At 66.6% G+C, this 25710-nt stretch carries 22 protein-coding genes, 2 tRNA genes and 1 pseudogene; 13 read left to right on the forward strand and 12 right to left on the reverse strand.

The genetic code is table 11. The features are described from left to right. Nucleotides 1–4: 4 nt before the first annotated feature. The 4 genes from yidC to rpmH are packed head-to-tail and all read right to left on the reverse strand — an operon-like array spanning nucleotide 5 to nucleotide 1897. Complete coding sequence (yidC, locus tag CQY20_RS12320) at nucleotides 5–1114, reverse strand: membrane protein insertase YidC (protein ID WP_097940372.1); 1110 nt, start codon at nucleotides 1112–1114, stop codon at nucleotides 5–7. After that, nucleotides 1107–1382 carry a membrane protein insertion efficiency factor YidD gene (gene yidD, locus CQY20_RS12325; RefSeq protein WP_097940373.1) on the reverse strand — a complete coding sequence of 92 codons (276 nt, stop codon included), beginning with the start codon at nucleotides 1380–1382 and terminating at the stop codon, nucleotides 1107–1109. Before yidD ends, yidC begins: the two co-directional genes overlap by 8 nt. Continuing rightward, nucleotides 1379–1732 (reverse strand): ribonuclease P protein component, encoded by a 354-nt coding sequence (gene rnpA, locus CQY20_RS12330; protein ID WP_097940374.1) that lies wholly within the window; start codon nucleotides 1730–1732, stop codon nucleotides 1379–1381. The genes yidD and rnpA overlap by 4 nt, the downstream gene beginning before the upstream one ends. Before the next feature lie 21 nt (nucleotides 1733–1753). Further along, nucleotides 1754–1897, reverse strand: coding sequence for a 50S ribosomal protein L34 (gene rpmH, locus CQY20_RS12335; protein WP_082933415.1), 144 nt, complete (start codon nucleotides 1895–1897; stop codon nucleotides 1754–1756). A 547-nt stretch (nucleotides 1898–2444) separates the two neighbouring features. Between rpmH and dnaA the strand changes: the two genes are divergently transcribed. The 10 genes and pseudogenes from dnaA (at nucleotide 2445) to CQY20_RS12390 (ending at nucleotide 14465) form a co-directional block, all read left to right on the forward strand. After that, nucleotides 2445–3947 carry a chromosomal replication initiator protein DnaA gene (dnaA, locus tag CQY20_RS12340; RefSeq protein ID WP_097940375.1) on the forward strand — a complete coding sequence of 501 codons (1503 nt, stop codon included), beginning with the start codon at nucleotides 2445–2447 and terminating at the stop codon, nucleotides 3945–3947. Between the two features lie 519 nt (nucleotides 3948–4466). Further along, nucleotides 4467–5660, forward strand: coding sequence for a DNA polymerase III subunit beta (gene dnaN, locus CQY20_RS12345; protein WP_174814704.1), 1194 nt, complete (start codon nucleotides 4467–4469; stop codon nucleotides 5658–5660). Nucleotides 5661–5734: 74 nt separating this feature from the next. Further along, nucleotides 5735–6631: pseudogene (gnd, locus tag CQY20_RS12350) on the forward strand (phosphogluconate dehydrogenase (NAD(+)-dependent, decarboxylating)); the annotation flags it as partial. A 39-nt stretch (nucleotides 6632–6670) separates the two neighbouring features. Further along, nucleotides 6671–7816: a DNA replication/repair protein RecF gene (gene recF / locus CQY20_RS12355; protein WP_097940378.1), complete on the forward strand. Its 1146-nt coding sequence runs from the start codon at nucleotides 6671–6673 to the stop codon at nucleotides 7814–7816. Then, nucleotides 7816–8400: a DUF721 family protein gene (locus CQY20_RS12360; RefSeq protein ID WP_097940379.1), complete on the forward strand. Its 585-nt coding sequence runs from the start codon at nucleotides 7816–7818 to the stop codon at nucleotides 8398–8400. Before recF ends, CQY20_RS12360 begins: the two co-directional genes overlap by 1 nt. A 229-nt stretch (nucleotides 8401–8629) precedes the next feature. After that, complete coding sequence (gene gyrB / locus CQY20_RS12365) at nucleotides 8630–10684, forward strand: DNA topoisomerase (ATP-hydrolyzing) subunit B (protein ID WP_097940380.1); 2055 nt, start codon at nucleotides 8630–8632, stop codon at nucleotides 10682–10684. A gap of 47 nt (nucleotides 10685–10731) precedes the next feature. Beyond that, nucleotides 10732–13236 (forward strand): DNA gyrase subunit A, encoded by a 2505-nt coding sequence (gene gyrA / locus CQY20_RS12370; RefSeq protein ID WP_097940381.1) that lies wholly within the window; start codon nucleotides 10732–10734, stop codon nucleotides 13234–13236. 19 nt (nucleotides 13237–13255) lie between these two features. Next, nucleotides 13256–14137 carry a DUF3566 domain-containing protein gene (locus tag CQY20_RS12375; protein WP_097940382.1) on the forward strand — a complete coding sequence of 294 codons (882 nt, stop codon included), beginning with the start codon at nucleotides 13256–13258 and terminating at the stop codon, nucleotides 14135–14137. A 59-nt stretch (nucleotides 14138–14196) separates the two neighbouring features. After that, a tRNA-Ile gene (locus CQY20_RS12380) sits at nucleotides 14197–14270 on the forward strand. A gap of 122 nt (nucleotides 14271–14392) precedes the next feature. Then, nucleotides 14393–14465: transfer RNA gene (locus CQY20_RS12390), tRNA-Ala, on the forward strand. 130 nt (nucleotides 14466–14595) lie between these two features. On the opposite strand, the gene cwsA is transcribed toward CQY20_RS12390, so the two are convergent. Next, the gene (cwsA, locus tag CQY20_RS12395) at nucleotides 14596–15030 is read right to left on the reverse strand and encodes a cell wall synthesis protein CwsA (protein ID WP_097940384.1); all 435 of its coding nucleotides are present in this window, start codon (nucleotides 15028–15030) and stop codon (nucleotides 14596–14598) included. A gap of 99 nt (nucleotides 15031–15129) precedes the next feature. Here cwsA and CQY20_RS12400 point away from each other — a divergent pair, with 99 nt between their 5' ends. Beyond that, on the forward strand, nucleotides 15130–15675 hold the full coding sequence (locus tag CQY20_RS12400) for a peptidylprolyl isomerase (protein WP_174814703.1): 546 nt from the start codon (nucleotides 15130–15132) through the stop codon (nucleotides 15673–15675). A 15-nt stretch (nucleotides 15676–15690) separates the two neighbouring features. On the opposite strand, the gene CQY20_RS12405 is transcribed toward CQY20_RS12400, so the two are convergent. Both CQY20_RS12405 and crgA read right to left on the reverse strand, forming a co-directional pair. Then, nucleotides 15691–16119, reverse strand: a complete 429-nt coding sequence (locus CQY20_RS12405) for a PH domain-containing protein (protein ID WP_097940385.1) — start codon at nucleotides 16117–16119, stop codon at nucleotides 15691–15693. 155 nt (nucleotides 16120–16274) lie between these two features. Then, a complete protein-coding gene (gene crgA, locus CQY20_RS12410; protein ID WP_097940386.1) occupies nucleotides 16275–16538 on the reverse strand; it encodes a cell division protein CrgA in 264 nt (87 codons plus the stop codon). A gap of 106 nt (nucleotides 16539–16644) precedes the next feature. Between crgA and CQY20_RS12415 the strand changes: the two genes are divergently transcribed. Continuing rightward, nucleotides 16645–17415, forward strand: coding sequence for a DUF881 domain-containing protein (locus CQY20_RS12415; protein ID WP_097940387.1), 771 nt, complete (start codon nucleotides 16645–16647; stop codon nucleotides 17413–17415). 53 nt (nucleotides 17416–17468) lie between these two features. Then, nucleotides 17469–18143 carry an aminodeoxychorismate/anthranilate synthase component II gene (locus tag CQY20_RS12420; protein WP_097940388.1) on the forward strand — a complete coding sequence of 225 codons (675 nt, stop codon included), beginning with the start codon at nucleotides 17469–17471 and terminating at the stop codon, nucleotides 18141–18143. On the opposite strand, the gene pknB is transcribed toward CQY20_RS12420, so the two are convergent. From pknB to CQY20_RS12445, 5 genes are read right to left on the reverse strand one after another with little or no spacing between them, the layout of a single operon-like run. Continuing rightward, nucleotides 18121–19992 (reverse strand): Stk1 family PASTA domain-containing Ser/Thr kinase, encoded by a 1872-nt coding sequence (gene pknB / locus CQY20_RS12425; protein WP_097940389.1) that lies wholly within the window; start codon nucleotides 19990–19992, stop codon nucleotides 18121–18123. The genes CQY20_RS12420 and pknB overlap by 23 nt on opposite strands. Next, nucleotides 19989–21293: a protein kinase domain-containing protein gene (locus CQY20_RS12430; protein WP_097940390.1), complete on the reverse strand. Its 1305-nt coding sequence runs from the start codon at nucleotides 21291–21293 to the stop codon at nucleotides 19989–19991. Before CQY20_RS12430 ends, pknB begins: the two co-directional genes overlap by 4 nt. Continuing rightward, a complete protein-coding gene (pbpA, locus tag CQY20_RS12435; protein ID WP_097940391.1) occupies nucleotides 21290–22765 on the reverse strand; it encodes a D,D-transpeptidase PbpA in 1476 nt (491 codons plus the stop codon). Before pbpA ends, CQY20_RS12430 begins: the two co-directional genes overlap by 4 nt. Next, on the reverse strand, nucleotides 22762–24174 hold the full coding sequence (locus CQY20_RS12440) for a peptidoglycan glycosyltransferase RodA (RefSeq protein WP_097940392.1): 1413 nt from the start codon (nucleotides 24172–24174) through the stop codon (nucleotides 22762–22764). Before CQY20_RS12440 ends, pbpA begins: the two co-directional genes overlap by 4 nt. Then, nucleotides 24171–25670, reverse strand: a complete 1500-nt coding sequence (locus CQY20_RS12445; protein WP_097940393.1) for a PP2C family protein-serine/threonine phosphatase — start codon at nucleotides 25668–25670, stop codon at nucleotides 24171–24173. The genes CQY20_RS12440 and CQY20_RS12445 overlap by 4 nt, the downstream gene beginning before the upstream one ends. Between the last annotated feature and the right edge of the window lie 40 nt (nucleotides 25671–25710).

Below are 25710 nucleotides of genomic sequence, written 5' to 3' on the forward strand. Positions count from 1 at the left end.
CCGGTCAACGCTTTCGCTTCTTCGGCCGCGCCCCCGGCCGCGGCGTCCGGTTCGGTGTGCTGCCCGCGTTCGGCTTGCTCGCCTTCGGCTTCGAACTCGGCGCAGGGGTCGACGGTGCTTCCTCGTCGGCGCCGTCGGCGCTGCCCGTCGTCTCGTCCGAGAACTCCGCCGAGGAGTCCGGACCGACGCCCGCCTCTCCCCTGCGATTGCGCTTCGGTTTGGCTCCCGGTGCCGGCGCGTTCGCCGCACGCCGTTCGAGCGCCTCCTGCTTCTTGGCCTCTTCTTCCTTCTCGATCTTGCCGAACACGTAGTGCTGCTGACCGAAGGTCCAGATGTTGTTCGAGAACCAGTACAGGATGATCGCCAGCGGGAGGAACGGACCACCCACCACCACGCCGAGGGGGAAGACGTAGAGCGCGAGCTTGTTCATCATCGCCGTCTGCGGGTTGGCAGCCGCCTCGGGGCTCTGCCGCGCGACCGACGCCCGGCTGTTAAAGTACGTCGCGATTCCGGCCATGATCATGATCGGCACACCCACTGCGATCACGGCCGCGCGGTTGAATTCGGTGAACGCCTCCAGGCCGTGCTGCTGGATCATCGTCGCGCCCAGCGGAGCGCCGAACAGGTTGGCGTCCAGGAAGTGCCCGACATCCTGCGCGCTGAACACATAGTTGCCGAGGCTGCGGTTCTCCTCCACCGACAGTCCCAGGCGGCCGATGCCGGTCTGGGTTCGGTTGAACGACATCAGCACGTGGTACAGGCCGAGGAACACCGGGATCTGCGCGAGCATCGGCAGGCAGCCCAGGATCGGGTTGAACCCGTGCTCCCGCTGCAGCTTCTGCATCTCGAGCGCCATCCGCTGGCGGTCCTTGCCGTACTTCTTCTGCAGCGCCTTGATCTGCGGCTGCAACTCCTGCATCTGCCGCGTGGTGCGGATCTGCTTGACGAACGGCTTGTAGAGGATCGCGCGGAGCGTGAACACCAGGAACATCACCGACAGCGCCCAGGCGAAGAAGTTCGACGGCCCCAGCACAAAGGCGAACAGCTTGTACCAGACCCACATGATCGCCGACACCGGGTAGTAGATGATGTCCAGGCTGAAGAAGTTAAACAACCGGCTTGCTCCTCAAGTCGTCGACGGCCTCACCCCGCGTGCCGGGCGGGCGACGTTCGGGTATCGGGTCCCATCCTCCCCGATGCCACGGACCACATTTCGCCAGCCGCACCAACGCCAGCCATCCGCCGCGGATCAATCCGTATTCGGACAGCGCATCCACCGCGTACTGACTACACGTCGGCATAAACCGACAGGTTGGTAATCGCAAGGGCGACACCATGTTCCGGTACAGCTGGATCACGAAAATCACTGCGCGGGCCATCATCGCCGCGCCTCGTCGGCGCGCCGCACCCGCTTCAATGCGACACGCAGTTGTTGTTCGAGTCGCGCCGAGACCGCGTCGCGACTGCTGGGCAGCGCCCGTATCACCACTCGGTCGCCCGGATCCAGTTCTGTCAGAAGGCCGCGGGCCACATGCCGAAGCCGGCGCGCCACCCGATGCCGCTGCACCGCGTTACCGACCGCCTTGGACACCACCAGGCCCACTTTCGGGCCGTCGGCGTCGTCGCCTCGGCGTGCGTGCACGACGATATCGGGCTGCACCGCCCGCACCCCTTGGTTGACTGTGGCACCGAACTCCGCCGACCGCGTTATCCGGTGCCGCGCCGGAAGCACCGCGCCAGGCCCTGCGCCGAATTACGCAGAGAGTGCTCGACGGCCCTTGCGACGCCGGTTCGACACGATCGCCCGGCCTGCCCGGGTCCGCATCCGCAGCCGAAACCCGTGCACCCGCGCGCGGCGCCGGTTGTTGGGCTGAAAGGTCCGCTTGCCCTTGGCCACGGCTGTCACTCCTTGTCGTGTGGCAACCCCATCCGACGCACAGGTCTGGACGCGATCGCCGTTGGTAAGCTGTTCGGTCTCGCTCGTAACCGGCGCGGTCTCGGAATGAAATTCCGATCGCAGCCGTGTCGCCACTTTCGGGCGACTGTTCGAGGGTACTGACGAGATTTCCCTAGGTCAAACCGCTGCAAAGCGGGACACCACCATGGATACCTGTAACAACTGCCACCCCCCGGCGGGTGGGCAAAAACATCCCTCGCCAATGTTGCAGAACGGTTGGCACCCGGGAAGAAAACTGTTAGCTTCTGGCAATGCCGATCCCATAACGGGACGGCGCCCAGACAAACGAAACGAGGATGTCCGCCGAGTCGCGAGCCCACAGCGTCGAAGCGGTGTGACGAGCCCAGGCTCCGCGGCATTCTCGCAGGTAGAGACAACACAGAGCGGCGGCGACTGTCCTTGTCCACAGGCTGTGGATAACTATGTGGACAGTTCGTCACCGTCTTCTATCGTCTCTACAGATCGGCCTTAAAGGGGGTACGCGTCATTGACAGCTGACCCCGACCCACCGTTTGTCGCGGTCTGGAATACCGTCGTTGCTGAGCTCAACGGTGAGATCCCCGCAGGGGCGCCCGTCAATGGCGATTCCGCCCGATACAACTTGACCCCCCAGCAAAGGGCTTGGCTGAAGCTTGTCAAGCCGCTGGTCATCACTGAGGGGTTTGCTCTGCTCTCGGTTCCGACCAGTTTCGTGCAGACCGAGATCGAACGTCATCTGCGCGAGCCGATCATCAACGCGTTGAGCCGCCAGCTCGGCCAGCGCGTCGAGCTCGGGGTGCGCATCTCCGGACCGACTCCCGAGGAACCCGATGACGGCCTGGCCGTCGTCCCCGACTCCTACGGCGACTCGGAGCCCGACGAGGTCGACGAAGTCAGCGAGGCGCTCGCGAGCGCCGAGGAAAGTTGGCCGACCTACTTCTCCAACGGCCCCCGGACGGCGCCGGCCAGCGACGCCAACGCCGTCAGCCTCAACCGGCGCTACACCTTCGACACCTTCGTCATCGGCGCCTCCAATCGGTTCGCCCATGCCGCCACACTCGCCATCGCCGAGGCACCCGCCCGGGCCTACAACCCGCTGTTCATCTGGGGCGAGTCCGGGCTGGGCAAGACGCATCTGCTGCACGCCGCGGGTAATTACGCCCAGCGGCTCTTCCCCGGTATGCGGGTCAAGTACGTCTCGACCGAGGAATTCACCAACGACTTCATCAACTCGCTGCGTGACGACCGCAAGGCCTCGTTCAAGCGCAGCTACCGCGACATCGACGTGCTGCTCGTCGACGACATCCAGTTCATCGAAGGCAAGGAAGGCATCCAAGAGGAGTTCTTCCACACCTTCAACACGCTGCACAACGCCAACAAGCAGATCGTCATCTCCTCGGACCGGCCGCCGAAACAGCTGGCCACCCTGGAAGATCGCCTCCGCACCCGCTTCGAGTGGGGGTTGATCACCGATGTGCAGCCGCCGGAACTGGAGACGCGCATCGCGATTCTGCGCAAGAAGGCGCAGATGGACCGGCTCGACGTGCCCGATGACGTCCTGGAACTCATCGCCAGCAGCATCGAGCGCAACATCCGCGAACTCGAGGGTGCGCTGATCCGTGTCACGGCCTTCGCGTCGCTGAACAAGACGCCCATCGACCGGGCGCTCGCCGAGATCGTGCTGCGCGACCTCATCGCCGACGCGAACAACATCCAGATCGGCACCGCAGGGATTATGGCCGCCACCGCCGAATACTTCGAGACCACCGTCGAAGAGCTCCGCGGACCCGGCAAGACCAGAGCGTTGGCGCAGTCTCGCCAGATTGCCATGTATCTCTGCCGCGAGCTCACCGACCTCTCCTTGCCCAAGATCGGCCAGGCGTTCGGCCGCGACCACACCACGGTCATGTACGCCGAGAAGAAGATTCGAGCCGAGATGGCCGAGCGCCGTGAAGTCTTCGATCAGGTCAAGGAACTGACCACTCGCATCCGTCAGCGCGCCAAGCGCTGATTTTTCCTGATTTCTTCGCGCCCCTTTCTGCAAAAAACTTTCGTCACCGACGTAACAGCGGTCACACCAACACCCTGTGGATGGCTGTGTGGAATCTTGCTGAAGATCGTTTGGGCAAAGCCGCGTCTAGTCCACAGTCGTCAGGAAACTCCCCAGCAATCCCGACCTCGGCCCCGAGTTCTCCACAGACGATTCACATGCCGATGACACGGTCGTGCAGGAAGGACATGGATTCATCCACAGATTCCACAGGACCTAATACTGTTGCTTCTATATCTCCTAAAGGTTTCCTCTAGAAGACACGCCTTGGGGAGATCGCGTCACGGACCATCGAACGGGCTTCGCTGACTGTCGTTGTCACCCCGATCGATTAGCTTTCAAGATGCGGGTGAAAGCTTTACGGTGGTTTCTCGACAGCCGTTCACGGTCGTCGCAGCGACATTGGGGGACCGATGCGTCAGCATCCCGAAACCGCTGGTTGGGCATTGGTTGTGAGTTGATCGAAGGGACACTATGGAAGTGGCGACAACGACGGTTGGTCTCTCCGATTTGAAATTCCGCCTGGTGCGCGAAGACTTCGCCGACGCGGTGGCCTGGGTGGCGCGTAACCTGCCGACCCGGCCCACCGTCCCGGTGCTCGCCGGCGTGTTGCTCACCGGCTCCGAAGACGGCCTGACAATCTCCGGATTCGACTATGAAGTGTCGGCCGAAGTTCAGGTTGCGGCTGAGATCGCCTCTCCGGGAACCGTTCTGGTCTCCGGGCGGCTGCTCTCGGACATCACCAGGGCACTTCCGGCCAAGCCGGTCGACGTCACCGTCGAAGGCACGCGGGTGTTGCTGACCTGCGGTAGCGCCAAGTTCTCCCTGCCGACCATGGCAGTCGAGGATTACCCGGCGCTCCCCACGCTGCCCGAAGAGACTGGTGTCATTTCCGCGGACCTGTTCGCCGAGGCGATCGGACAGGTCGCCGTCGCCGCCGGCCGCGATGACACGCTGCCGATGTTGACCGGCATCCGCGTCGAGATTTCCGGCGAGACAGTGGTTTTGGCCGCAACAGACCGTTTCCGGCTGGCGGTTCGCGAGTTGACATGGTCGACGGAGGCCACCGATGTCGAGGCCGCGGTGCTGGTCCCGGCCAAGACATTGGCCGAAGCCGCCAAGACCGGCAGCGGCACAGGCGATGTGCATCTGGCACTCGGCGCCGGCTCGGCGGTCGGAAAAGAGGGCCTGCTCGGCATCCGCAGCGACGGGAAGCGCTCCACCACTCGACTCCTCGACGCCGAATTCCCGAAGTTCCGCCAGCTGCTGCCCACCGAGCACACCGCCGTCGCCACGCTCGGCGTCGCCGAGTTGACCGAAGCGATCAAGCGCGTGGCCCTGGTCGCCGACCGGGGGGCCCAGGTGCGGATGGAGTTCTCTGAGGACGTGCTCAAGCTGTCGGCTGGCGCCGACGACGTGGGCCGCGCCGAGGAAGAGCTGCCGGTGACGTTCGCCGGCGAGCCGTTGACCATCGCCTTCAACCCGAATTACCTGACCGACGGGTTGGGGTCGCTGCACTCCGAACGGGTGACGTTCGGCTTCACGACCCCTAGCCGCCCGGCCGTGCTGCGCCCGGCGCGCGACGAGGATGTCATCACCGGTGCGACGGGCCCGTTCCCCGCCGCCCAGACCGACTACGTGTACCTGTTGATGCCGGTGCGGTTGCCCGGCTGACCGGTTCCGTGCGCGTTGGAACCGCTCTAGACCCGATTTAGACCACAGAGGAAACCCGCAGAAGAAAGAGGAACTGCATGCAATTGGGGTTGGTCGGCCTGGGCAAGATGGGTTTCAACATGCGCGAACGCCTGCGTGAGGGCGGACATGAAGTCATCGGATATGACCCTCGACCCGAGGTCACCGACGTCCCCACGCTGACGGCTCTTGCCGAGGCCTTGAAACCGCCGCGAGTGGTCTGGGTGATGGTGCCGTCGGGTCCGATCACCGACACGACCATCAAGGAGCTGTCGCAGGTACTGTCGGAGGGCGACCTGGTCATCGACGGCGGCAACTCGCGTTACACCGAAGACGGCCCGCACGCGAAAATGTTGGGCGAGAAGGGAATTGCCTTCATCGACGCCGGGGTGTCAGGTGGTGTCTGGGGTCTGAAGGAAGGCTACGGCTTGATGGTCGGCGGCGCCGACGCCGACGTCGAACGCGCGATGCCGATCTTCGACACCCTGCGGCCGCCGGGGCCGCGAGAGGACGGCTTCGTGCACGCCGGTCCGGTGGGGGCGGGGCATTTCGCCAAGATGGTGCACAACGGCGTCGAGTACGCGCTGATGTCGGCCTACGGCGAGGGTTACGAGCTGCTGGCGGCCGAAGAGCTCATCAAGGACCCGCAGGCGGTGTATCAGGCATGGACCAACGGCACCGTCGTGCGGTCCTGGCTGCAGCAGCTGCTGGCAAAGGCGCTCAAGGAAGACCCCGGGTTTTCGCAGATCAGCGGCTACACCGAGGACTCCGGGGAGGGCCGCTGGACGGTCGAGGAAGCGATCCGGCTGCGCGTACCGGTACCGGGCATCGCCGCGTCGCTGTTCGCCCGGTTCCTGTCCCGCCAGGACGACTCGCCCACGATGAAAGCCGTCTCGGCGCTGCGCAACCAGTTCGGCGGGCACGCGGTGAAGCGGATCAGCGAATCCGGCTAGCTCCCCTATCGGAGCACGGCACTCGACAAGAAGGCATTTGTGTACGTCCGGCATCTGAGCTTGCAGGATTTCCGGTCCTGGGCGCGGGTCGACATGGACCTCGAGCCAGGACGCACCGTATTCGTCGGACCCAACGGCTTCGGTAAGACCAATCTCGTTGAGGCGCTGTGGTATTCGGCTACCCTCGGGTCACATCGGGTGGCCACCGATGCGCCGCTCCTGCGGGCCGGTGCCGACCGATCCATCATTTCCACGATCGTGGTGAACGACGGTCGTGAACTGGCTGTCGACCTCGAAGTGGTTGTGGGCCGGGCCAACAAGGCCCGATTGAACCGGTCGCCGGTGCGCAGCGCGCGCGAAATCCTCGGTGTGCTCCGCGCCGTGATGTTCGCACCCGAGGACTTGGCGTTGGTGCGCGGCGATCCGGGCGAACGACGCCGCTATCTTGACGAGCTCGCGACCACTCGGCGGCCGAGGATCGCCGGGGTACGTGCCGATTACGACAAGGTGGTGCGGCAGCGCACCGCGCTGTTGAAGACGGCGACCGGCGCGCGGCACCGCGGCGACCGTAGCGTCGCCGACACCCTCGACGTGTGGGACGGTCATCTCGCCGCCTACGGTGCGCAGTTGATTGCAGCCCGGGTGGAACTGGTCAACGAACTCCATCCCGAGGTCGAGAAGGCCTATCAATTGTTGGCCCCGGCGTCGCGTCCGGCGTCCATTCAGTACCGAAGCAAGGTCGAGCAGGTCGACGGACGGACCGAAACGGTCGAGTTCTACGAGGCGGCCCTGCTCGATGCACTGGCCGGTCGCCGCGACGCAGAAATCGAGCGCGGCGTGTGTTTGGTGGGGCCGCACCGCGACGACCTCGAGTTGCGGCTCGGCGATCAAGTCGCGAAAGGCTTTGCCAGCCATGGTGAATCGTGGTCGATGGCGTTGGCGCTGCGGCTGGCGGCCTATGAGTTGTTGCGCTCCGAGGGTAGCGAGCCCGTTCTGCTGCTCGACGACGTCTTCGCCGAACTGGACTCATCGCGGCGGCGCGCGCTGGCGGGTGTAGCCGCCTCGGCCGAGCAGGTATTGGTGACGGCCGCGGTGCCCGACGACATTCCCGACGGTTGGGATGCGCGCAGAATCGAAATCTCGATGCGCGACGACGACAGTGGTCGAATTTCGGTGGTGGCGTGATGACAGAACCCGACTCCCCCGACCCGTTTGGCTCACCGGACGTCGAAAGCCTGGCGCCGCCGGACCATCTGGCCGGGCTGCCCGGCATGGATCTGGTGCGCCGGACGCTGGAGGAGGCGCGCGGCGTGGCCCGCAGCCAGGGCAAGGACGTCGGCCGCGGCCGCCCCTCCCCCATGCCGCGGCGGGTGGCCGGGCGTCGACGGAGCTGGTCGGGCCCTGGACCCGACTCGCGAGACCCTCAACCGCTCGGCGCGGCGACCCGGGAGCTGGCGAAGCTGCGCGGCTGGTCCGGGCGGGTGGCCCAGGGAACGGTATTCGGGCAGTGGCGAGCGGTGGTCGGCGAGCAGATCGCCGCGCACGCCCGCCCGACCACGCTGCGCGACGGGGTGCTCAGTGTCTCGGCCGAATCCACGGCGTGGGCCACGCAGCTGCGGATGGTGCAGTCGCAGCTGCTGGCGAAAATCGCCTCGGCCGTCGGCGACGGCGTCGTGACATCCTTGAAGATCACCGGCCCGGTGGCGCCCTCATGGCGCAAGGGCCGCTACCACATCGCCGGCCGGGGGCCGCGTGACACGTATGGATAGATATCCAGACGATTGGCTCAGAGCCGCCTGGAAGCGATCAGTACGCTTCCCAAGCGTCATCAGGCACCCCGGATCGAGAAATTCCCCAGGCGGGTCAAATAGATGTGTAGAAACGCGGCCTCAGAATCGGTCCTAACGCAACTTGCCGGTAGACTGGACGAGTGACTTGCCGGCGGTACCGACACCGCCAGAGCACCAACCCCGCTGAGAGTAAGGATGCTGGCGAATCGTGCCTGCCGCTAAGAAGAGTGCGCCTGCCACTAAAGGCTCAAAGAAAAAGGAATACGGCGCTTCAGCCATTACCGTCCTGGAGGGTTTGGAAGCTGTCCGCAAGCGCCCGGGCATGTATATCGGCTCGACGGGCGAACGCGGTCTGCACCACCTGATCTGGGAGGTCGTGGACAACGCCATCGACGAAGCGATGGCCGGCTACGCGACCAGGGTCGACGTCCGCATCCTCGAAGACGGCGGTGTTGAGGTCCGCGACGACGGGCGCGGCATCCCGGTGGAAATGCACGCCAGCGGCGCCCCCACCGTCGACGTGGTCATGACCCAGCTGCACGCCGGCGGCAAGTTCGGCGGCGAGAACAGCGGATATGCCGTCAGCGGCGGCCTGCACGGCGTCGGCGTTTCCGTGGTGAACGCGCTGTCCACCCGGCTGGAAGTCGACATCTGCCGCGACGGCTACGAGTGGTTCCAGACCTACGACCACGCCGTGCCGGGAACCATCAAGCAGGGCGAAGCCACCAACAAGACCGGTACCACGGTGCGGTTCTGGGCGGACCCGGAGGTCTTCGAGACCACGAACTACGACTTCGAGACCGTCGCGCGCCGCCTGCAGGAGCACGCATTCCTCAACAAGGGCCTGACCATCACCCTGAGCGATGAGCGAGTCAGCGCCGAGGAGGCCGACGCCGACGTCGCCGGCGACACGGCGGAGGCGCCGAAGTCAGCCGAGGAGAAGGCCGCCGAAGCCGCGGGCCCGGCGAAGACGAAGAACCGCACGTTCCACTACCCCGGCGGCCTGGTCGACTTCGTCCGGCACATCAACCGGACCAAGACGCCGATCCACCAGAGCATCATCGACTTCTCCGGCAAGGCCGACAACCACGAGGTCGAGGTGGCGATGCAGTGGAACGCCGGCTACTCGGAGTCGGTGCACACGTTCGCCAACACCATCAACACCCACGAGGGCGGCACCCACGAAGAGGGCTTCCGCGCGGCCTTGACCAGCGTGGTGAACAAGTACGCCAAGGACAAGAAGCTGCTCAAGGACAAGGATCCGAACCTGACCGGCGACGACATCCGCGAAGGTTTGGCCGCGGTCATCTCGGTGAAGGTGGCCGAGCCGCAGTTCGAGGGTCAGACCAAAACCAAACTCGGCAACACCGAGGTGAAGTCGTTCGTCCAGAAGATCTGCAATGAGCAGCTCAGCCACTGGTTCGAGGCCAACCCCGCCGAGGCGAAAACCGTTGTGAACAAAGCGGTGTCGTCGGCACAGGCCCGTCTTGCCGCGCGCAAGGCGCGTGAACTGGTTCGACGCAAGAGCGCGACCGACATCGGCGGGTTGCCCGGCAAGCTGGCCGACTGCCGCTCCACCGATCCGCGCAAGTCGGAACTGTATGTGGTGGAGGGTGACTCGGCAGGCGGCTCGGCCAAGAGCGGCCGCGACTCGATGTTCCAGGCGATCCTGCCGTTGCGCGGCAAGATCATCAACGTCGAGAAGGCCCGCATCGACCGGGTGCTGAAGAACACCGAAGTCCAGGCGATCATCACCGCGCTGGGCACCGGCATTCACGACGAGTTCGACATCAGCAAGCTGCGCTATCACAAGATCGTGTTGATGGCCGACGCCGACGTCGACGGCCAGCACATCTCGACGCTGCTGTTGACGCTGCTGTTCCGGTTCATGAAGCCGCTGATCGAAAACGGCCACGTGTTCCTCGCCCAGCCGCCGCTGTACAAGTTGAAGTGGCAACGCGCCGAGCCGGAGTTCGCTTACTCCGACCGCGAGCGCGACGCGCTGCTGGAGGCAGGACGCAAGGCGGGCAAGAAGATCAACGTCGACGACGGCATCCAGCGATACAAGGGCCTCGGCGAGATGGACGCCAAGGAGCTGTGGGAGACCACCATGGATCCGTCGGTGCGGGTGCTGCGCCAGGTCACGCTCGATGACGCTGCCGCCGCCGACGAGTTGTTCTCGATCCTGATGGGCGAGGACGTCGAGGCTCGCCGCAGCTTCATCACGCGCAACGCCAAAGACGTTCGCTTCCTGGACGTTTAACCGCTTTAGGCTTTCACGCTGAATACGCTGATTAGGACTGAAACCACATGACTGATACCACGTTGCCACCCGGCGACGAAGCAGGAGACCGCATCGAACCTGTTGATATTCAACAGGAGATGCAGCGCAGCTACATCGACTACGCGATGAGCGTGATCGTGGGCCGCGCGCTGCCCGAGGTTCGTGACGGCCTCAAACCCGTGCACCGCCGCGTGCTGTACGCGATGTATGACTCGGGTTTCCGGCCCGACCGCAGCCACGCGAAATCCGCACGCTCCGTTGCCGAAACGATGGGCAACTACCACCCGCACGGCGACGCGTCGATCTACGACACGCTGGTTCGCATGGCGCAGCCGTGGTCGATGCGCTATCCGCTGGTCGACGGGCAGGGCAACTTCGGCTCGCCGGGCAACGACCCGCCGGCGGCCATGCGCTACACCGAGGCTCGTCTGACGCCGCTGGCGATGGAGATGTTGCGTGAAATCGACGAGGAGACAGTCGATTTCATCCCCAACTACGACGGCCGGGTGCAAGAGCCCACCGTGCTGCCCAGCCGGTTCCCCAACCTGCTGGCCAACGGTTCGGGCGGCATCGCGGTCGGCATGGCGACCAACATCCCGCCGCACAACCTGCGCGAGCTGGCCGACGCCGTCTACTGGTGTCTGGACAACTTCGACGCCGACGAGGAAGCCACGCTCAAGGCCGTCACCGAACGCGTCAAGGGCCCGGACTTCCCGACGGCGGGGTTGATCGTCGGCTCGCAGGGCATCCACGACACCTACACCACCGGCCGCGGTTCGATCCGGATGCGCGGCGTGGTGGAGATCGAGGAGGACAGCCGCGGCCGTACCGGCATCGTCATCACCGAACTGCCGTATCAGGTCAACCACGACAACTTCATCACCTCGATCGCCGAGCAGGTCCGCGATGGGAAGCTGTCCGGGATCGCCAATATCGAGGATCAGTCCAGCGACCGGGTGGGCCTGCGCATCGTCGTCGAGCTCAAGCGCGACGCGGTCGCCAAGGTGGTGCTGAACAACCTCTACAAGCACACCCAGCTGCAGACCAGCTTCGGCGCCAACATGCTGGCCATCGTCGACGGCGTGCCGCGCACGCTGCGGCTCGACCAGCTGATCCGGCATTACGTCAACCATCAGCTCGATGTCATCGTCCGGCGCACCCGCTACCGGCTGCGTAAGGCCAACGAGCGGGCCCACATCTTGCGCGGTCTGGTCAAGGCGCTCGACGCGCTCGACGAGGTCATTGCGCTGATCCGGGCGTCGGAAACCGTCGACGTCGCGCGGCAGGGCTTGATCGAGCTGCTCGATATCGACGAGATCCAGGCCCAGGCCATCCTCGACATGCAGCTGCGCAGGCTGGCCGCCCTGGAACGTCAGAAGATCGTCGACGACCTGGCCAAGATCGAGGCCGAGATCGCCGATCTCGAGGACATCCTGGCCAAGCCGGAGCGCCAGCGCGCCATCGTCCGCGACGAGCTCAAGGAGATCGTCGACAAGCACGGCGATGACCGGCGCACCAAGATCGTGGCCGCCGACGGTGAGGTCAGCGACGAGGACCTGATCGCCCGCGAGAACGTCGTCGTCACGATCACCGAGACCGGCTACGCCAAGCGGACGAAGACCGACCTGTACCGCAGCCAGAAGCGCGGCGGCAAGGGCGTGCAGGGTGCGGGCCTCAAGCAGGACGACATCGTCAATCACTTCTTCGTCTGCTCGACCCACGACTGGATCCTGTTCTTCACCACGCAGGGCCGGGTGTACCGGGCGAAGGCCTACGACCTGCCGGAGGCGTCGCGCACGGCACGCGGCCAGCACGTGGCCAACCTGCTGGCGTTCCAGCCGGAGGAGCGGATCGCGCAGGTCATCCAGATCCGCAGCTACGAGGACGCGCCGTACCTGGTGCTGGCCACCCGCAAGGGACTGGTCAAGAAGTCGCGGCTCACCGACTTCGACTCGAACCGCTCCGGCGGAATCGTGGCGGTGAACCTGCGCGACGGCGACGAACTCGTCGGCGCGGTGCTGTGCTCGGCCGAGGACGACCTGCTGCTGGTGTCGGCCAAGGGCCAGTCGATCCGCTTCTCGGCAACCGACGAGGCGCTGCGGCCGATGGGCCGCGCCACCTCCGGTGTGCAGGGGATGCGGTTCAACGCAGACGACTACCTGCTGTCACTCAACGTCGTGCGGCCGGACACGTATCTGCTGGTCGCGACGTCGGGTGGGTACGCGAAGCGCACCGCGATCGACGAGTATCCGGTGCAGGGTCGCGGCGGCAAAGGGGTGTTGACAATCCAGTACGACAAGCGGCGTGGCAATCTAGTTGGTGCGCTGGTTGTCGATGACGAGACCGAGCTGTACGCGATCACGTCGGGTGGTGGCGTCATCCGCACCGCGGCGCGCCAGGTTCGCAAGGCCGGACGGCAGACCAAGGGCGTTCGGTTGATGAACCTGGGAGAGGGCGACACACTGGTTGCGATTGCGCGCAACGCAGAGGAGAGCGACGCCGAGGCCGCTGAGCAGGGCCAGGCGACGTGATCGACGGTAAGGAGCCGCAGTGACTTCACCGAACGAGGCCGGCTATCCGCGCTCGGCCGACGGTAGCGCCAACGGCTCCCTACCCGACGACTCCGAGACCGGCTCGCTGGGCAATGCGGTAGGACGCGGGGAGGCGCCGCCCTGGCAGCGCGGCCCCGCGGCCAGGGCGCAGCAGCAGGGCGCGAGGCCGCCGCGGGAGCAGGCCCGCCCCGAACCGCACCGCGGCCCGGGACAGTCCGGACACGCTCCCGGCGACCGCCTCAACCGGTTCATCTCCGGTGGCGGGGGTGGTGCGTCATCGGCTCAAGACGGTGCCGAGCAGGCGCCGCTGCCGCGCAACGAGTCGCCGCGCAACGAGTCGCCGCGTAACGAGCAGCCACGGCCGGAGCCGCCGGTCGCCGAGGCCTACGCCAGCGAGCTGCCGGACCTGTCGGGTCCGACGCCTCGCCCGCAGCGCAAGAGCACGCCGGATCGCGAGCCGGTCGGCCGGCTGTCGCCTGCGGGCCGTGTCCAGGTCGCCAGCCGCACGCATACCGGGCCGGTGCGGGCCAGCATGCAGATTCGCCGAATCGACCCGTGGAGCGCGCTGAAGGTGTCGCTGGTGCTGTCGGTGGCGCTGTTCTTCGTGTGGATGATCGCCGTGGCGTTCCTGTATCTCGTCCTCGGCGGAATGGGCGTGTGGAGCAAGCTCAACAGCAACGTCGGCGACCTGCTGACCAGCGCCAGCGGCCAGGCCGGCGGCGAGCTGGTGTCCAGCGGCACGATCTTCGGCGGCGCTGCGTTGATCGGTTTGGTGAACATCGTGCTGCTGACGGCGATGGCCACCGTCGGGGTGTTCATTTACAACCTGACGACCGATCTGGTCGGCGGTATCGAGGTGACGCTGGCCGACCGCGACTGATCCGGTTTGGGTCGAGGGTCCTGATTACGGTAATCTCGTCGCTCGGCCATATGCGTTACGGGCCTATAGCTCAGGCGGTTAGAGCGCTTCGCTGATAACGAAGAGGTCGGAGGTTCGAGTCCTCCTAGGCCCACGGAAAGGGTCACCATGAGGCTGGTGTTTCTGGTCGTCGCGGTGGCGCTGGTGGTGCTGGTAGCGCGGTCGCGACGCGGCGTCGAGGTATGGCACACCGCCGCCGATTATCCTTCCTGACACGGGGCCTTAGCTCAGTTGGTAGAGCGCTGCCTTTGCAAGGCAGAAGTCAGGGGTTCGAATCCCCTAGGCTCCACAAATCGAATTAGCCGACGCGGGTCTGCGTCGCGGGTGTCTGGCGCGCGGTTTCTGCGTTTACGGTTGTGATTCGGCGCGGGACTTGCGACCCTGCTCGCAGAAACCGCAACCGCCTATCCCCTACTCCCCTACGGCCGCGGCGTGACTTCCACACTCGGCGGGCGGGGCGACGGGTCCGGCTGCATCGACCGCCGGACGATCGAAAAGGCAACGGCCCCAACGCCTAACACCACGGCGCCGGCGGTGATCAGAAGCAACGGCCGGGGCCGCCGCTTCGGCTTGCGCGCGTCGGCGAGCGCCTGCGGCAGGTTGGCCAACACCTCCTGCGCCGCAGCGATTTCCTGCGACAGTGTGTCACCGGCCTCGGCGACTTCCTTGGCCACTTCCCTGGCCAGCCGGCTCTTCTCCAGCCGCTCACGGACGCTGCTGGCGGCCGAATTGGCGCCGCGCCAGCCGAGGCCGACCGTCCCCAGCGTCACGTCGACAGGACCGACGGCGGTGTACTTCAGTCCGCGAGTCAACCGTTGCCCTGGGGTCAGCCGTTCGTCCGTCTTCGTGCCCATTTCCACCTCTCTCGCGCTGTCTCGCCGACCTGTCTACGGTCGCCGTCCAGCCTGCCATCAACGGCAATGCCACGGTGCCCGGTTGGCGGTCAACGGAGCGTGGCAGACTGGCATCTCGTGACGAGCCCCATTCAGACAGCGACCGCGACCCTGCACACCAATCGTGGTGACATCAAGATCGCGTTGTTCGGAAACCATGCCCCCAAGACCGTCGCCAACTTCGTCGGGCTTGCGCAGGGCACCAAGGACTACAGCACCGAGAACGCCTCGGGCGGGACGTCCGGGCCGTTCTACGACGGGGCCATCTTCCACCGGGTGATCGACGGCTTCATGATCCAGGGCGGGGACCCGACCGGTACCGGTCGCGGCGGGCCCGGATACCAGTTCGAGGACGAGTTCCATCCCGAGCTCCAGTTCGACAAGCCCTACGTGCTGGCGATGGCCAATGCGGGTCCCGGCACCAACGGCTCGCAGTTCTTCATCACGGTCGGCAAGACGCCGCACCTGAACCGCAGGCACACCATTTTCGGTGAGGTCATCGACCCCGAGTCGCAGAAGGTGGTCGACGCGATCGCGAGCACCGCGACCGATCGCAGCGACCGGCCGACGGATCCCGTGGTGATCGACTCGATCACGATCACCTAGGCCGTGTCGGCCCCTCTACGGCGCGGCTGAGCGGCCGGCCAGCCCGGCCGCGGTCAGCGCGTCCAACACATCCAGGGGATCGGTACCGAGATCCCAACGGGTGAGCACGAAGAGCCGATCGTTGGCTGTATCGATCTCGAGCAGGCGCACTTTCCGCCCGATTCGGCGGAATTCAGTGATCCTGATGATCTTGATATCGGCCTTCTCCAGACGGTTGGTACGCAGCGGTCCGCGGATCTGAAGACCGCCGTTGCTGATTGCCAACTTCGGCCGTGCGCGCCACGAAACGAGTGCAAACACCAGCAGTCCGGCAGCGGCAATGATCGTGAAAACGCGCCCGGGAGGGTCTGTGACTAGGGTCACAGCGGCGACAGCCATCATAAGCCCGAATATGCCGCACGCGGCGATCCCCAGCGGAGATGGGCTCCATTCAGTTTGCTGCACGCGTATTCCACATGCTCTTACCACAGCTAATGAGGTTATCCACAAGTGCTATCCCCAATGGGGATGAATCACAACGATGTGATTGGTTGAGCATCAAGTTGCCAAACGGGTAACGCGCGGAGTCCCCATTGAATTCATCAGCACTGATACGACGGTCACCGCCAGCGCATAGTTAGCAACAGACCGGTGATCATGAAAGCAAAGGCGATCGCGTAGTTCCAGGGCCCCAACTCGAGCAGGAACGGAATCGACGAGGCCGCGAGCTGGAAGACCAGCAGCCACGCCAGCCCGATCACCATCAAGCTCAAGAACAGCACCACGAACCAGACGCTTGACGGCCCGGCTTTCACCTTCACAGGTGTCCGGCTCACCGGGTTGATGGTGAAGTCGTTCTTCTTACGGACCTTGGACTTGGGCATGGGTACCTTCACAAACAGTCGGCGCCACGGGTGCGACGATGAAGCAGGATGTACTTACGAGGTTAACGCAGGTTGCGCGCAGGTCAGAATCAGCAGGGAGTAGCCGATGGACCAGGACGGCGGTCCCGAGCAAAGGCGTAGGCCCAGCGCCTGGCGCTTCGGCGTCCCAGTGGTGTGCCTATTGGCGGGGCTGTTGTTGGCCGCCACCCACGGGGTCTCCGGCGGCGACGAGATCCGACGCAGCGACGCGCCCCGTCTGGTCGATCTTGTTCGCGAATCCCAGCAGTCGGTGGACCGTCTCACCGCCCAGCGCGACGGCCTGGTCAACCAGATCGACACCCATCACGGCGGCTCGCCGGGCGCCGACGCCGCGCTCACCGCGATCCAGAACCGCAACGCCCGCCTGGCCGCCGACGCCGGACTGGACCCGATCCGCGGCCCCGGCCTTGTCGTGACGCTCACCGACGCGCAGCGCGACGCCCACGGCCGCTTCCCCCGCGATGCCACCCCCGACGACCTGGTCGTGCACCAGCAGGACATCCAGGGCGTCCTCAACGCGCTGTGGAACGGCGGCGCCGAGGGCATCCAGATGCAGGACCAGCGCATCATCGGCACCTCCGCGCCGCGCTGCGTCGGAAACACGCTGCTGCTCAACGGTCGCACGTACAGCCCGCCCTACGTCATCACCGCCGTCGGAGACCCGGCCAAAATGCAGGCGGCGTTGGCGGCCGAGCCGTCGGTCACGATCTACAAGCAGTACGTCGTGCGGTTCGGGCTGGGCTATTCGGAGGAGCCCCGCGCCTCGGTCGACATCGTCGGACACACCGAGCCGGTCCGCATGCAGTTCGCCAAGCCGGCGGGCCCGATCGGCTACTGACGCCGGCGCAACTCGCTCAGTAAGTCTCCAGACGCGCCTAGTAACCTGGCCTGATGCAAATCCTGGTCGTCGACAACTACGACAGCTTCGTGTTCAACCTGGTCCAGTACCTGGGCCAACTCGGGGTGAACGCGCAGGTCTGGCGTAACGACGACGACCGCCTCGCCACCGACGCCGACATCGCCGACGCCGCCGAACGCTTCGACGGCGTGCTGCTCAGCCCCGGCCCCGGCACACCGGAACGCGCCGGCGCCTCCGTCGCGCTGGTGAAGGCCTGCGCGGCCGCGCGGACGCCGCTGCTCGGCGTGTGCCTCGGGCACCAGGCGATCGGCGTGGCCTTCGGCGGCACCGTGGACCGCGCGCCGGAGCTTCTGCACGGCAAGACCAGCACCGTGTTTCACGCGAATGTCGGTGTGCTGAAAGGCCTTCCGGATCCGTTCACCGCGACGCGCTACCACTCGCTGACGATCCTGCCCGAGACGATGCCCGCCGAACTGGAAGTCACGGCGCGCACCGAGGGCGGCGTCGTCATGGGTGTGCGGCACGTGTCGCTGGCCATTCACGGCGTGCAGTTCCACCCGGAGTCGATCCTCACCGAGGGTGGTCACCGCATGTTGGCCAACTGGCTCGGCTACTGCGGCGCGGCGCCGGACGAGTCGTTGGTGCGCGCGCTGGAAGCCGAGGTCGCCGATACGGTGCGAGCGGCTACGCAGCGAAACTCAGCGTGATCGTCGCGTCGAAATTCACCGTCGTGCCCGGCGGCGGGCTTTGAGTCACCACCGCGTTGGTGCGCTGACCGCTGTCGCGGACATCGGGACCCTTGTCCAGGAAGCCTGTCCAGCCCAGCGCCCGTAGCCGCGGTTCGGCCTCGGTCCAGAACTGCCCGCGCAGGTCGGGCATGGTGAACTGATTGCCCCGCGACACCTGGATCTGCACCGCGGTGTCCAGCGGGACCGTCTGGCCCGTCGCAGGCACCGTTCCGATCACCTGGCCCGCGGGCTGCGGGCTGTCCACCTCGACCGGCACGGACCTGGTGAAGCCGCTGGCGTTGAGCACCTGCTGGGCCGACTCGACGGTCTGGCCCTTCACGTCGGGTATCTGCTTGCTCTCCGGGCCCGACCCGATCACGATCGTCACCTCATTGGTGATCGCCGAGGTCTGATTGGCCGGCGGGATGGTGCCGACGACCCGGTCCTTGAGCTGCGGCGTGGACGGCGACGGCGCCTGCTTGAACTTCCCGAAACCGGCGTCGGTCAGCTTCTTGACGGCCTCGGCGTAGGTCAGCGACGACACGTCGGGAATCTCCCGCTGCTCCGGCCCGGTCGACACGTTGATGGTGATCTCGTCGCCGGCGTCCACTTCGGTGTTGGCGCTCGGCTCGGTGTCGATCACGTGGCCGGGCTCGACGGTCGAATCCGGCCGCTGCTGGGTGCGGGTCCTGAAGCCGGCGTTCTGCAGCGTCACGACCGCGTCGGCGGACGTCTGGCCGCGCACGTCGGGCACCTGCACGGCGCGGGTGTCGCCGCCGATCATGTTGATCGCGACGGTGACGACCACCGTCAGCACCGCCAGCATGGCGACGGCGATCAACCAGCGGCCGACGGACTGGCCGCGTTCCCGTTCGGCGTACGCCGACTGGTGCAGCGCCATCTGCTCGGTCGCCGGGATCGGGTTCGACGGTGTGGATGCCAGCAGCGACGTGCGCTCGGCGTCGGTCAGCACCTTCGGCGCCTCGGGCGTCTCGCCGCTGTGCACCCGGATCAGGTCGGCGCGCATCTCCGCAGCGGTCTGATAGCGGTTATCCGGGTTCTTCGCCAGCGACTTGAGCACCACCGCGTCGAGTTCCGGCGAAATGCCTTCCTTGCGCTGCGACGGTGGAATCGGATCCTCGCGGACGTGCTGATAGGCGACGGCGACGGGCGAGTCACCGATGAAAGGCGGCTCGCCGGTGAGGATCTCGTACAGCACGCAGCCCAGCGAGTAGACGTCGGAGCGAGCGTCGACCTTCTCGCCGCGGGCCTGCTCGGGCGACAGGTACTGCGCGGTGCCGATCACCGCGGCGGTCTGCGTCACGCTGTTGGCGTCGGCCAGCGCGCGGGCGATGCCGAAGTCCATCACCTTCACCGCGCCGGTTTTGCTGATCATGATGTTCGCCGGCTTGACGTCGCGGTGGATGATGCCGTGCTGGTGGCTGAAGTTCAGCGCTTGGCAGGCGTCGGCGATGACCTCGATGGCTCGCTTGGCCTCCATCGGGCCGTCGTTGTGCACGATGTCGCGCAGCGTCACGCCGTCGACGTACTCCATCACGATGTACGGCAGCGGGCCATTGGGCGTCTCGGCCTCGCCGGTGTCGTACACCGCCACGATCGCGGGATGGTTCAGCGCGGCGGCGTTCTGGGCTTCGCGACGGAACCGCAGGTAGAAGGTGGGGTCGCGGGCTAGGTCGGCGCGCAGCACCTTGACCGCCACGTCTCGGTGCAGGCGCACATCGCGCGCGAGATGGACTTCGGACATGCCTCCGAAGCCGAGAATTTCGCCGAGTTCGTAGCGGTCGGACAGGTGCTGCGGGGTCGTCATTCCAATGTCTGTTCTAAATACGATGGCGGCACCCGCTCGGGCGCGGGCGGCGCACTGGCGCCGAATCGGTGTAGCCCGATTTGCTCTCCACGATGACCGATCGACCCCTCATCGGTCCAGCCGGGCACTCTGACCAGCGGTGGAGCGCCATACGGAGTTGTCTGGGTGACGGTGTCGGTCACCGTCGGCGGCGGGGATTCCCTGTCCTTCTTGTCCTGTGCGTTCAAGACGATCAATATCGCGATGGCGATCGCCAGCGCGCCGAGAACACCGGCCGCCCACAGCAGGGCCCGCTGACCGGAGGAGAACGTGCGCCGCGGCGGCGGCGGTCGGTGGCCGCCTGTGGTGGGTCGGGCGCGGGCGGCGGTGGCGGGGCTGCGCGCGGTCATGGCGGCACTGGTCGCCGCGCCAACGGCGGTCGGCGCCGCTCGCCCGAGGGTCGGTGCCGCGTTGGGGCGCGGCGGACGGCGACCGGCGCGCACGGCCGCAACCGCGTCGGCGAACGGTCCGCCGGACCGGTACCGCATGCCCGGGTTCTTCACCAGCGTGATCTCGATCAGCTCGCGCACATTGGGCGGCAGATCGGCGGGCAACGGCGGAGGCGTCTCCTTGATGTGCTTCATCGCGACCGTCAGAGCACCGTCACCGGTGAACGGCCGCTTGCCCGAAACCGCTTCGTAGCCAACGACTCCCAGCGAGTAGACGTCGCTGGCCGCGGTGGCGTCGTGGCCCAGCGCCTGCTCCGGCGCGATGTACTGGGCGGTGCCCATCACCATGCCGGTCTGCGTGACGGGGGCGGCGTCGACGGCCTTCGCGATGCCGAAGTCGGTGAGTTTGACCTGCCCGGTGGGCGTGATCAGGATGTTGCCCGGTTTGACGTCACGGTGCACCAACCCCGCGCTGTGCGCCACCTGCAAGGCGCGGCCGGTCTGCTCGAGCATGTCCAGCGCGTGCCGCAGCGACAGCCTGCCGGTGCGTTTGAGCACCGAGTTCAACGGCTCGCCGTTGATGAGCTCCATCACCAGGTAGGCGGTGCGGCCCTCGCCGTCCATGTCGGTCTCGCCGTAGTCGTAGACGCTGGCGATGCCGGGATGGTTGAGCATCGCGACCGTGCGGGCCTCGGCGCGGAAGCGTTCCACGAACTCGGGGTCGGAGGAGAACTCCTGCTTGAGCACCTTCACCGCGACGCGGCGCCCGAGTCGGGAGTCGACGGCCTCCCACACCTGGCCCATGCCGCCGGTGGCGATCAGCCGCTGCAGCCGGTACCGGCCGGACAGGGTCACACCAACGCGCGGGCTCATGATCCCTCCCGCAATGCCGCGGCGATCGTGGCCCGGCCGATGGGCGCTGCGACCGCGCCGCCGGTGGCCGAGAGCCGGTTACCGCCGTTCTCCACCAGCACCGCGACTGCGACCTTGGGGGCGCGGGCCGGGGCAAACGCGATGTACCACGCGTGCGGCGGGGTGTTGCGCGGGTCAGTCCCGTGCTCCGCGGTGCCTGTCTTCGATGCGATCTGCACGCCGGCGATGGCTCCCTTCTGCTGCGTCATCTGCTCGGCGCCGACCATCAAGTCCGTTAGTGTATCGGCGACCTGCGTAGACACGGCACGCCGCTGCTCGTGGGGCACGGTCGTCGCGATATTGGACAGGTCAGGGCCCTTGAGACTCTCGACGAGGTAGGGCTGCATCGCCACCCCGCCGTTGGCGATGGTGGCAGCTACCTGAGCGTTCTGCAGCGGGGTGAGCGCGACGTCCTTCTGCCCGATGCTGGACATGCCGAGCGCGGCGGCGTCACCGATCGGGCCGACGGTCGACTCCGCCACCTGCAGCGGAATCGGCGGCGGGGTGCTGTCCAGGCCGAACGCTGCGGCGGTGCTGCGCAGCGCGTCGGCTCCGGTGTCGAGGCCCAGCTGGACGAACGCCGTGTTGCACGACCGCGCGAACGCCTCCCGCAGCGACGCGGTGGGTCCGTGACCGCAGGGCGTGCCGCCGAAGTTCTCCAGTGTCGCGGTGCTGTCCGGCAGTGGGATTCGCGCCACCGACGGCAGCGGGGTGTCCGGCGTCGCGCCCGACTGCAGGGCCGCGGCCGTGGTGATCACCTTGAACGTCGAGCCCGGCGGGTAGGTCTCCGAAATCGCCCGGTTCAGCAGCGGGTTTCCGGGGTTGTCGCGCAGCTGCTGCCACGCCTCGCCCTGCTTCTCGACGTCGTGGCTGGCCAGCAGATTCGGGTCGTAGGACGGCGACGACACCATCGCCAGGATCTTGCCCGTCGACGGCTCCAGCGCGACGACGGCGCCGGAACACGGCCCGTTGCAGCCCTCCTCCATGGCCTTCCACGCCGCCTCCTGCACCTGCGGGTTGATCGTGGTCGCCACGTTGCCGCCGCGCGGGTCGCGGCCGGTGAAGAAGTCGGCCAGCCGGCGGCCGAACAGCCGCTCGTCGGAGCCGTTGAGGATGGCGTCCTCGGCGCGTTCCAGGCCCGTGCTGGAGAACCGCAGTGAGTAGAAGCCGGTGACCGGCGCGTACGTCAGCGGGTTGGGGTACACCCGCAGGAACCGGAAGCGGCCGTCGGTGGACACCGAATAGGCCAGCAGCTGCCCGCCCGCCGAGATCTGGCCGCGCTGGCGGGAGTACTCGTCGAGCAGCACGCGCTGGTTGCGGGGGTCGGCGCGCAGACCGTCGGCGGTGAAAACCTGGGTGAGCGTGGCGTTGGCCAACAGCAGCACGACCAACACCATGATCATGACCGAGATGCGGCGCAGGGAGTTGTTCATACGCGCTCGATCACCTCGGTGCTGGCCGCCGCGATCGGGGTGTTGTTCGACGGCTTGGTGAGCGGTCGGCGGGCGGAATGCGAGATCCGGATCAGGATCGCCAGCAGCACATAGTTGGCCAGCAGCGACGACCCGCCGTAGGACATCCAGGGGGTGGTCAGCCCGGTGAGCGGGATCAACTTGGTGACGCCGCCGACGACGATGAACAACTGGATCGCCAGGGTGGACGCCAGCCCGGCGGCCAGCAGCTTGCCGAAGCTGTCCCGCACCGCGATCGCGGTGCGCAGCCCGCGGATGACGACGATCGTGTACAGCATCAGCACCGCGGCCAGGCCGACCAGGCCGAGTTCCTCACCGACGGCGGCGATGATGAAGTCGGTCGACGCCGCGGGCACCGTGCCGGGCTGACCGTTGCCGAGCCCGGTGCCGAAGATGCCGCCGGTGGCGAAGCTGAACAGCGACTGCACCATCTGATAGCCGGCGCCGTCTGGGTCGGCGAACGGGTCCAGCCAGGTCTGCACCCGCAGCCGGACGTGGTCGAAGATGTAGTACGCCGCAACGCTTCCCGCCGCGAAGAGCGCCAGCCCGATGACCACCCAGCTGAACCGGTCGGTGGCGATATACACCAGGATCAGAAATGACGCGTACAGCAAGAGCGAAGTGCCGAGGTCTTTCTCGAACACCATGACGCCGACCGAGATGATCCAGGCGGCCAGCAGCGGCGCCAGGTCGCGTGGCCGCGGCAGGTCCATGCCCAGCACGTGCTTGCCCGCGCTGGTGAACACGTTGCGCTTGGCCACCAGCACCGCCGCGAAGAACACCAGCAGCAGGATCTTGGAGAACTCGGCGGGCTGAATTGAGAAGCCCGGCAGCCGAATCCAGATCTTCGCGCCGTTCTGCTCGGAGATGGATCTGGGCAGCACGGCGGGAATCGCCAGCAGTACCAGCCCTGCGGCGCCACACAAGTAGCCGTAGCGCGCCAGCATCCGGTGGTCGCGAAGGAAGACCACGACGAGCGAAAAGGCGATCACCCCGACCAGCGTCCACAGCATCTGCTGGTTGGCGCTGGGCCCGTTCATGGGACCGGTGGTGACGTCGTTCGCGGCGAGGTCGAGCCGGTGAATCATCACCAGCCCCAACCCATTTAGCAGTGCGACGACGGGCAGCAGCAGCGGGTCGGCGTAGGGCGCGAAGCGTCGGATGGTCAGGTGCGCGCCGCCGAACAGCGCAATGTAGGCCAGCGTGTAGGACGCCAGATCCCAACTCAGCGCCTGCTCCTGGTTGGCCTCGACGATGAGTAGCGCCACCGTGGTGATCAGGGTGGCGAACCCCAGCAGGAGCAGTTCGGCGTTCCGCCGGGTGGGCAACGGCGGCAGAACGGTGACGGCTGGCTGGGGCTGCGTCGTCATGACACAGTCCGGCAGGTCTTACCCGGCTCGGGCGGGGGCGGCGGCAGCGCGGTCGCCGTCGGCGCAGGCGTCGGCGAAGCGGGCGGCTCCGGGGCCGGGCCGGGCAGCGGTCCGCGCGGCGGGGGATTGTCCTCCCCGGGGTTGCCCGAAGCATTCGGCACACCCGGGGCGGGGCCAGGCGGAGGTGGTGGCGGTGGCGCGGCCGTCGTCGTCGGTTTCGGTTTGGGCTTAGGGCATATCGGCAGCACCGAGCTGCGGGCGAGTTCCTCCATCTGCCCGATGGCGTTGTCCAACGAACCCGACGGCAGCCCCGCGACCACCTGTGCGCGCTCCGACGGGCGCATGTCGTTGACGTTGAGCATCCGGCAGTTCAGGTTGTCGCGAGCCTGGTCGGCGGCTATGAGCGACAAGTCGTTTCGGTCGTTGAGGCAGCCGAGCAGATACGGCTCCTGCAGCGCGATCCCGAGAAACGAACCCTGCACGCCGCGCATGATCGACACCGTGCCGTCGTGCTCGGTGACGTAATAGTTGTTGCGGACGATCTCGCGGCCGACGGCTAGACCGGCCAGCACCAGCAGCACAAGCAGGGCGGCGGCGATAAACATCTTGCGCTTCGACCGCTGCGGCTTGGGCAGCTCTTCCGGTTGCGGCACAACGCGTTTGGCCTCGTTGCGGCGCGGGTTGAACGCGGAGGCGCGACCGGCGGAGGTGTCGGGCGGGGCGCCCTGGTCGTCGTCTCCGGACACCGCGCCGGCCAGAATGGGTTGGGTCTGGCCGTAGTCGTCGTCGATGACGTCGGCGACGACGACGGTGACGTTGTCCGGGCCGCCGCCGCGCAGCGCCAATTCGATGAGCCGGTCGGCGCTTTCGGCCACATCCGGGATCTGCAACGCCTCCAGGATGGTGTCCTGGCTGACCGGGTCGGACAGCCCGTCGGAGCACAGCAGATAGCGGTCGCCGGCGCGGGCTTCCCGCATGATCAGCGTCGGCTCGACCTCGTGTCCGGTGAGCGCGCGCATGATGAGCGACCGCTGCGGGTGGCTGTGCGCCTCTTCGGCGGTGATTCGGCCCTCGTCGACGAGGGTCTGGACGAAGGTGTCGTCCTTGGTGATCTGGGTGAGCTCGCCGTCGCGCAGCAGGTAGCCGCGGGAGTCGCCGATGTGCACCAGGCCAAGTCTGTTGCCGTCGAACAGGATTGCCGTGAGCGTGGTGCCCATGCCCTCGAGTTCGGGGTCGGCCTCGACGTGCGCCGCGATCGCCGCGTTGCCCTCGCGGACGGCCTCCTCGAGTTTGGACAGCAGGTCGCCGCCGGGCTCGTCGTCGTCGAGGTGGGCCAGCGCGGCGATCACCAACTGCGACGCCACCTCGCCGGCGGCGTGACCGCCCATGCCGTCGGCAAGCGCCAGTAGCCGCGCGCCTGCATAAACAGAGTCCTCGTTGTTGGCTCGGACCAGGCCGCGGTCACTGCGCGCTGCGTAGCGAAGCACGAGCGTCATACCGCTCTCCTCCTAGCCTTTCGGCCGGGGATGCCCCCAT

Origin of the sequence: Mycolicibacterium agri, assembly GCF_002553505.1 — a bacterium.
Classification (GTDB): domain Bacteria; phylum Actinomycetota; class Actinomycetes; order Mycobacteriales; family Mycobacteriaceae; genus Mycobacterium; species Mycobacterium agri.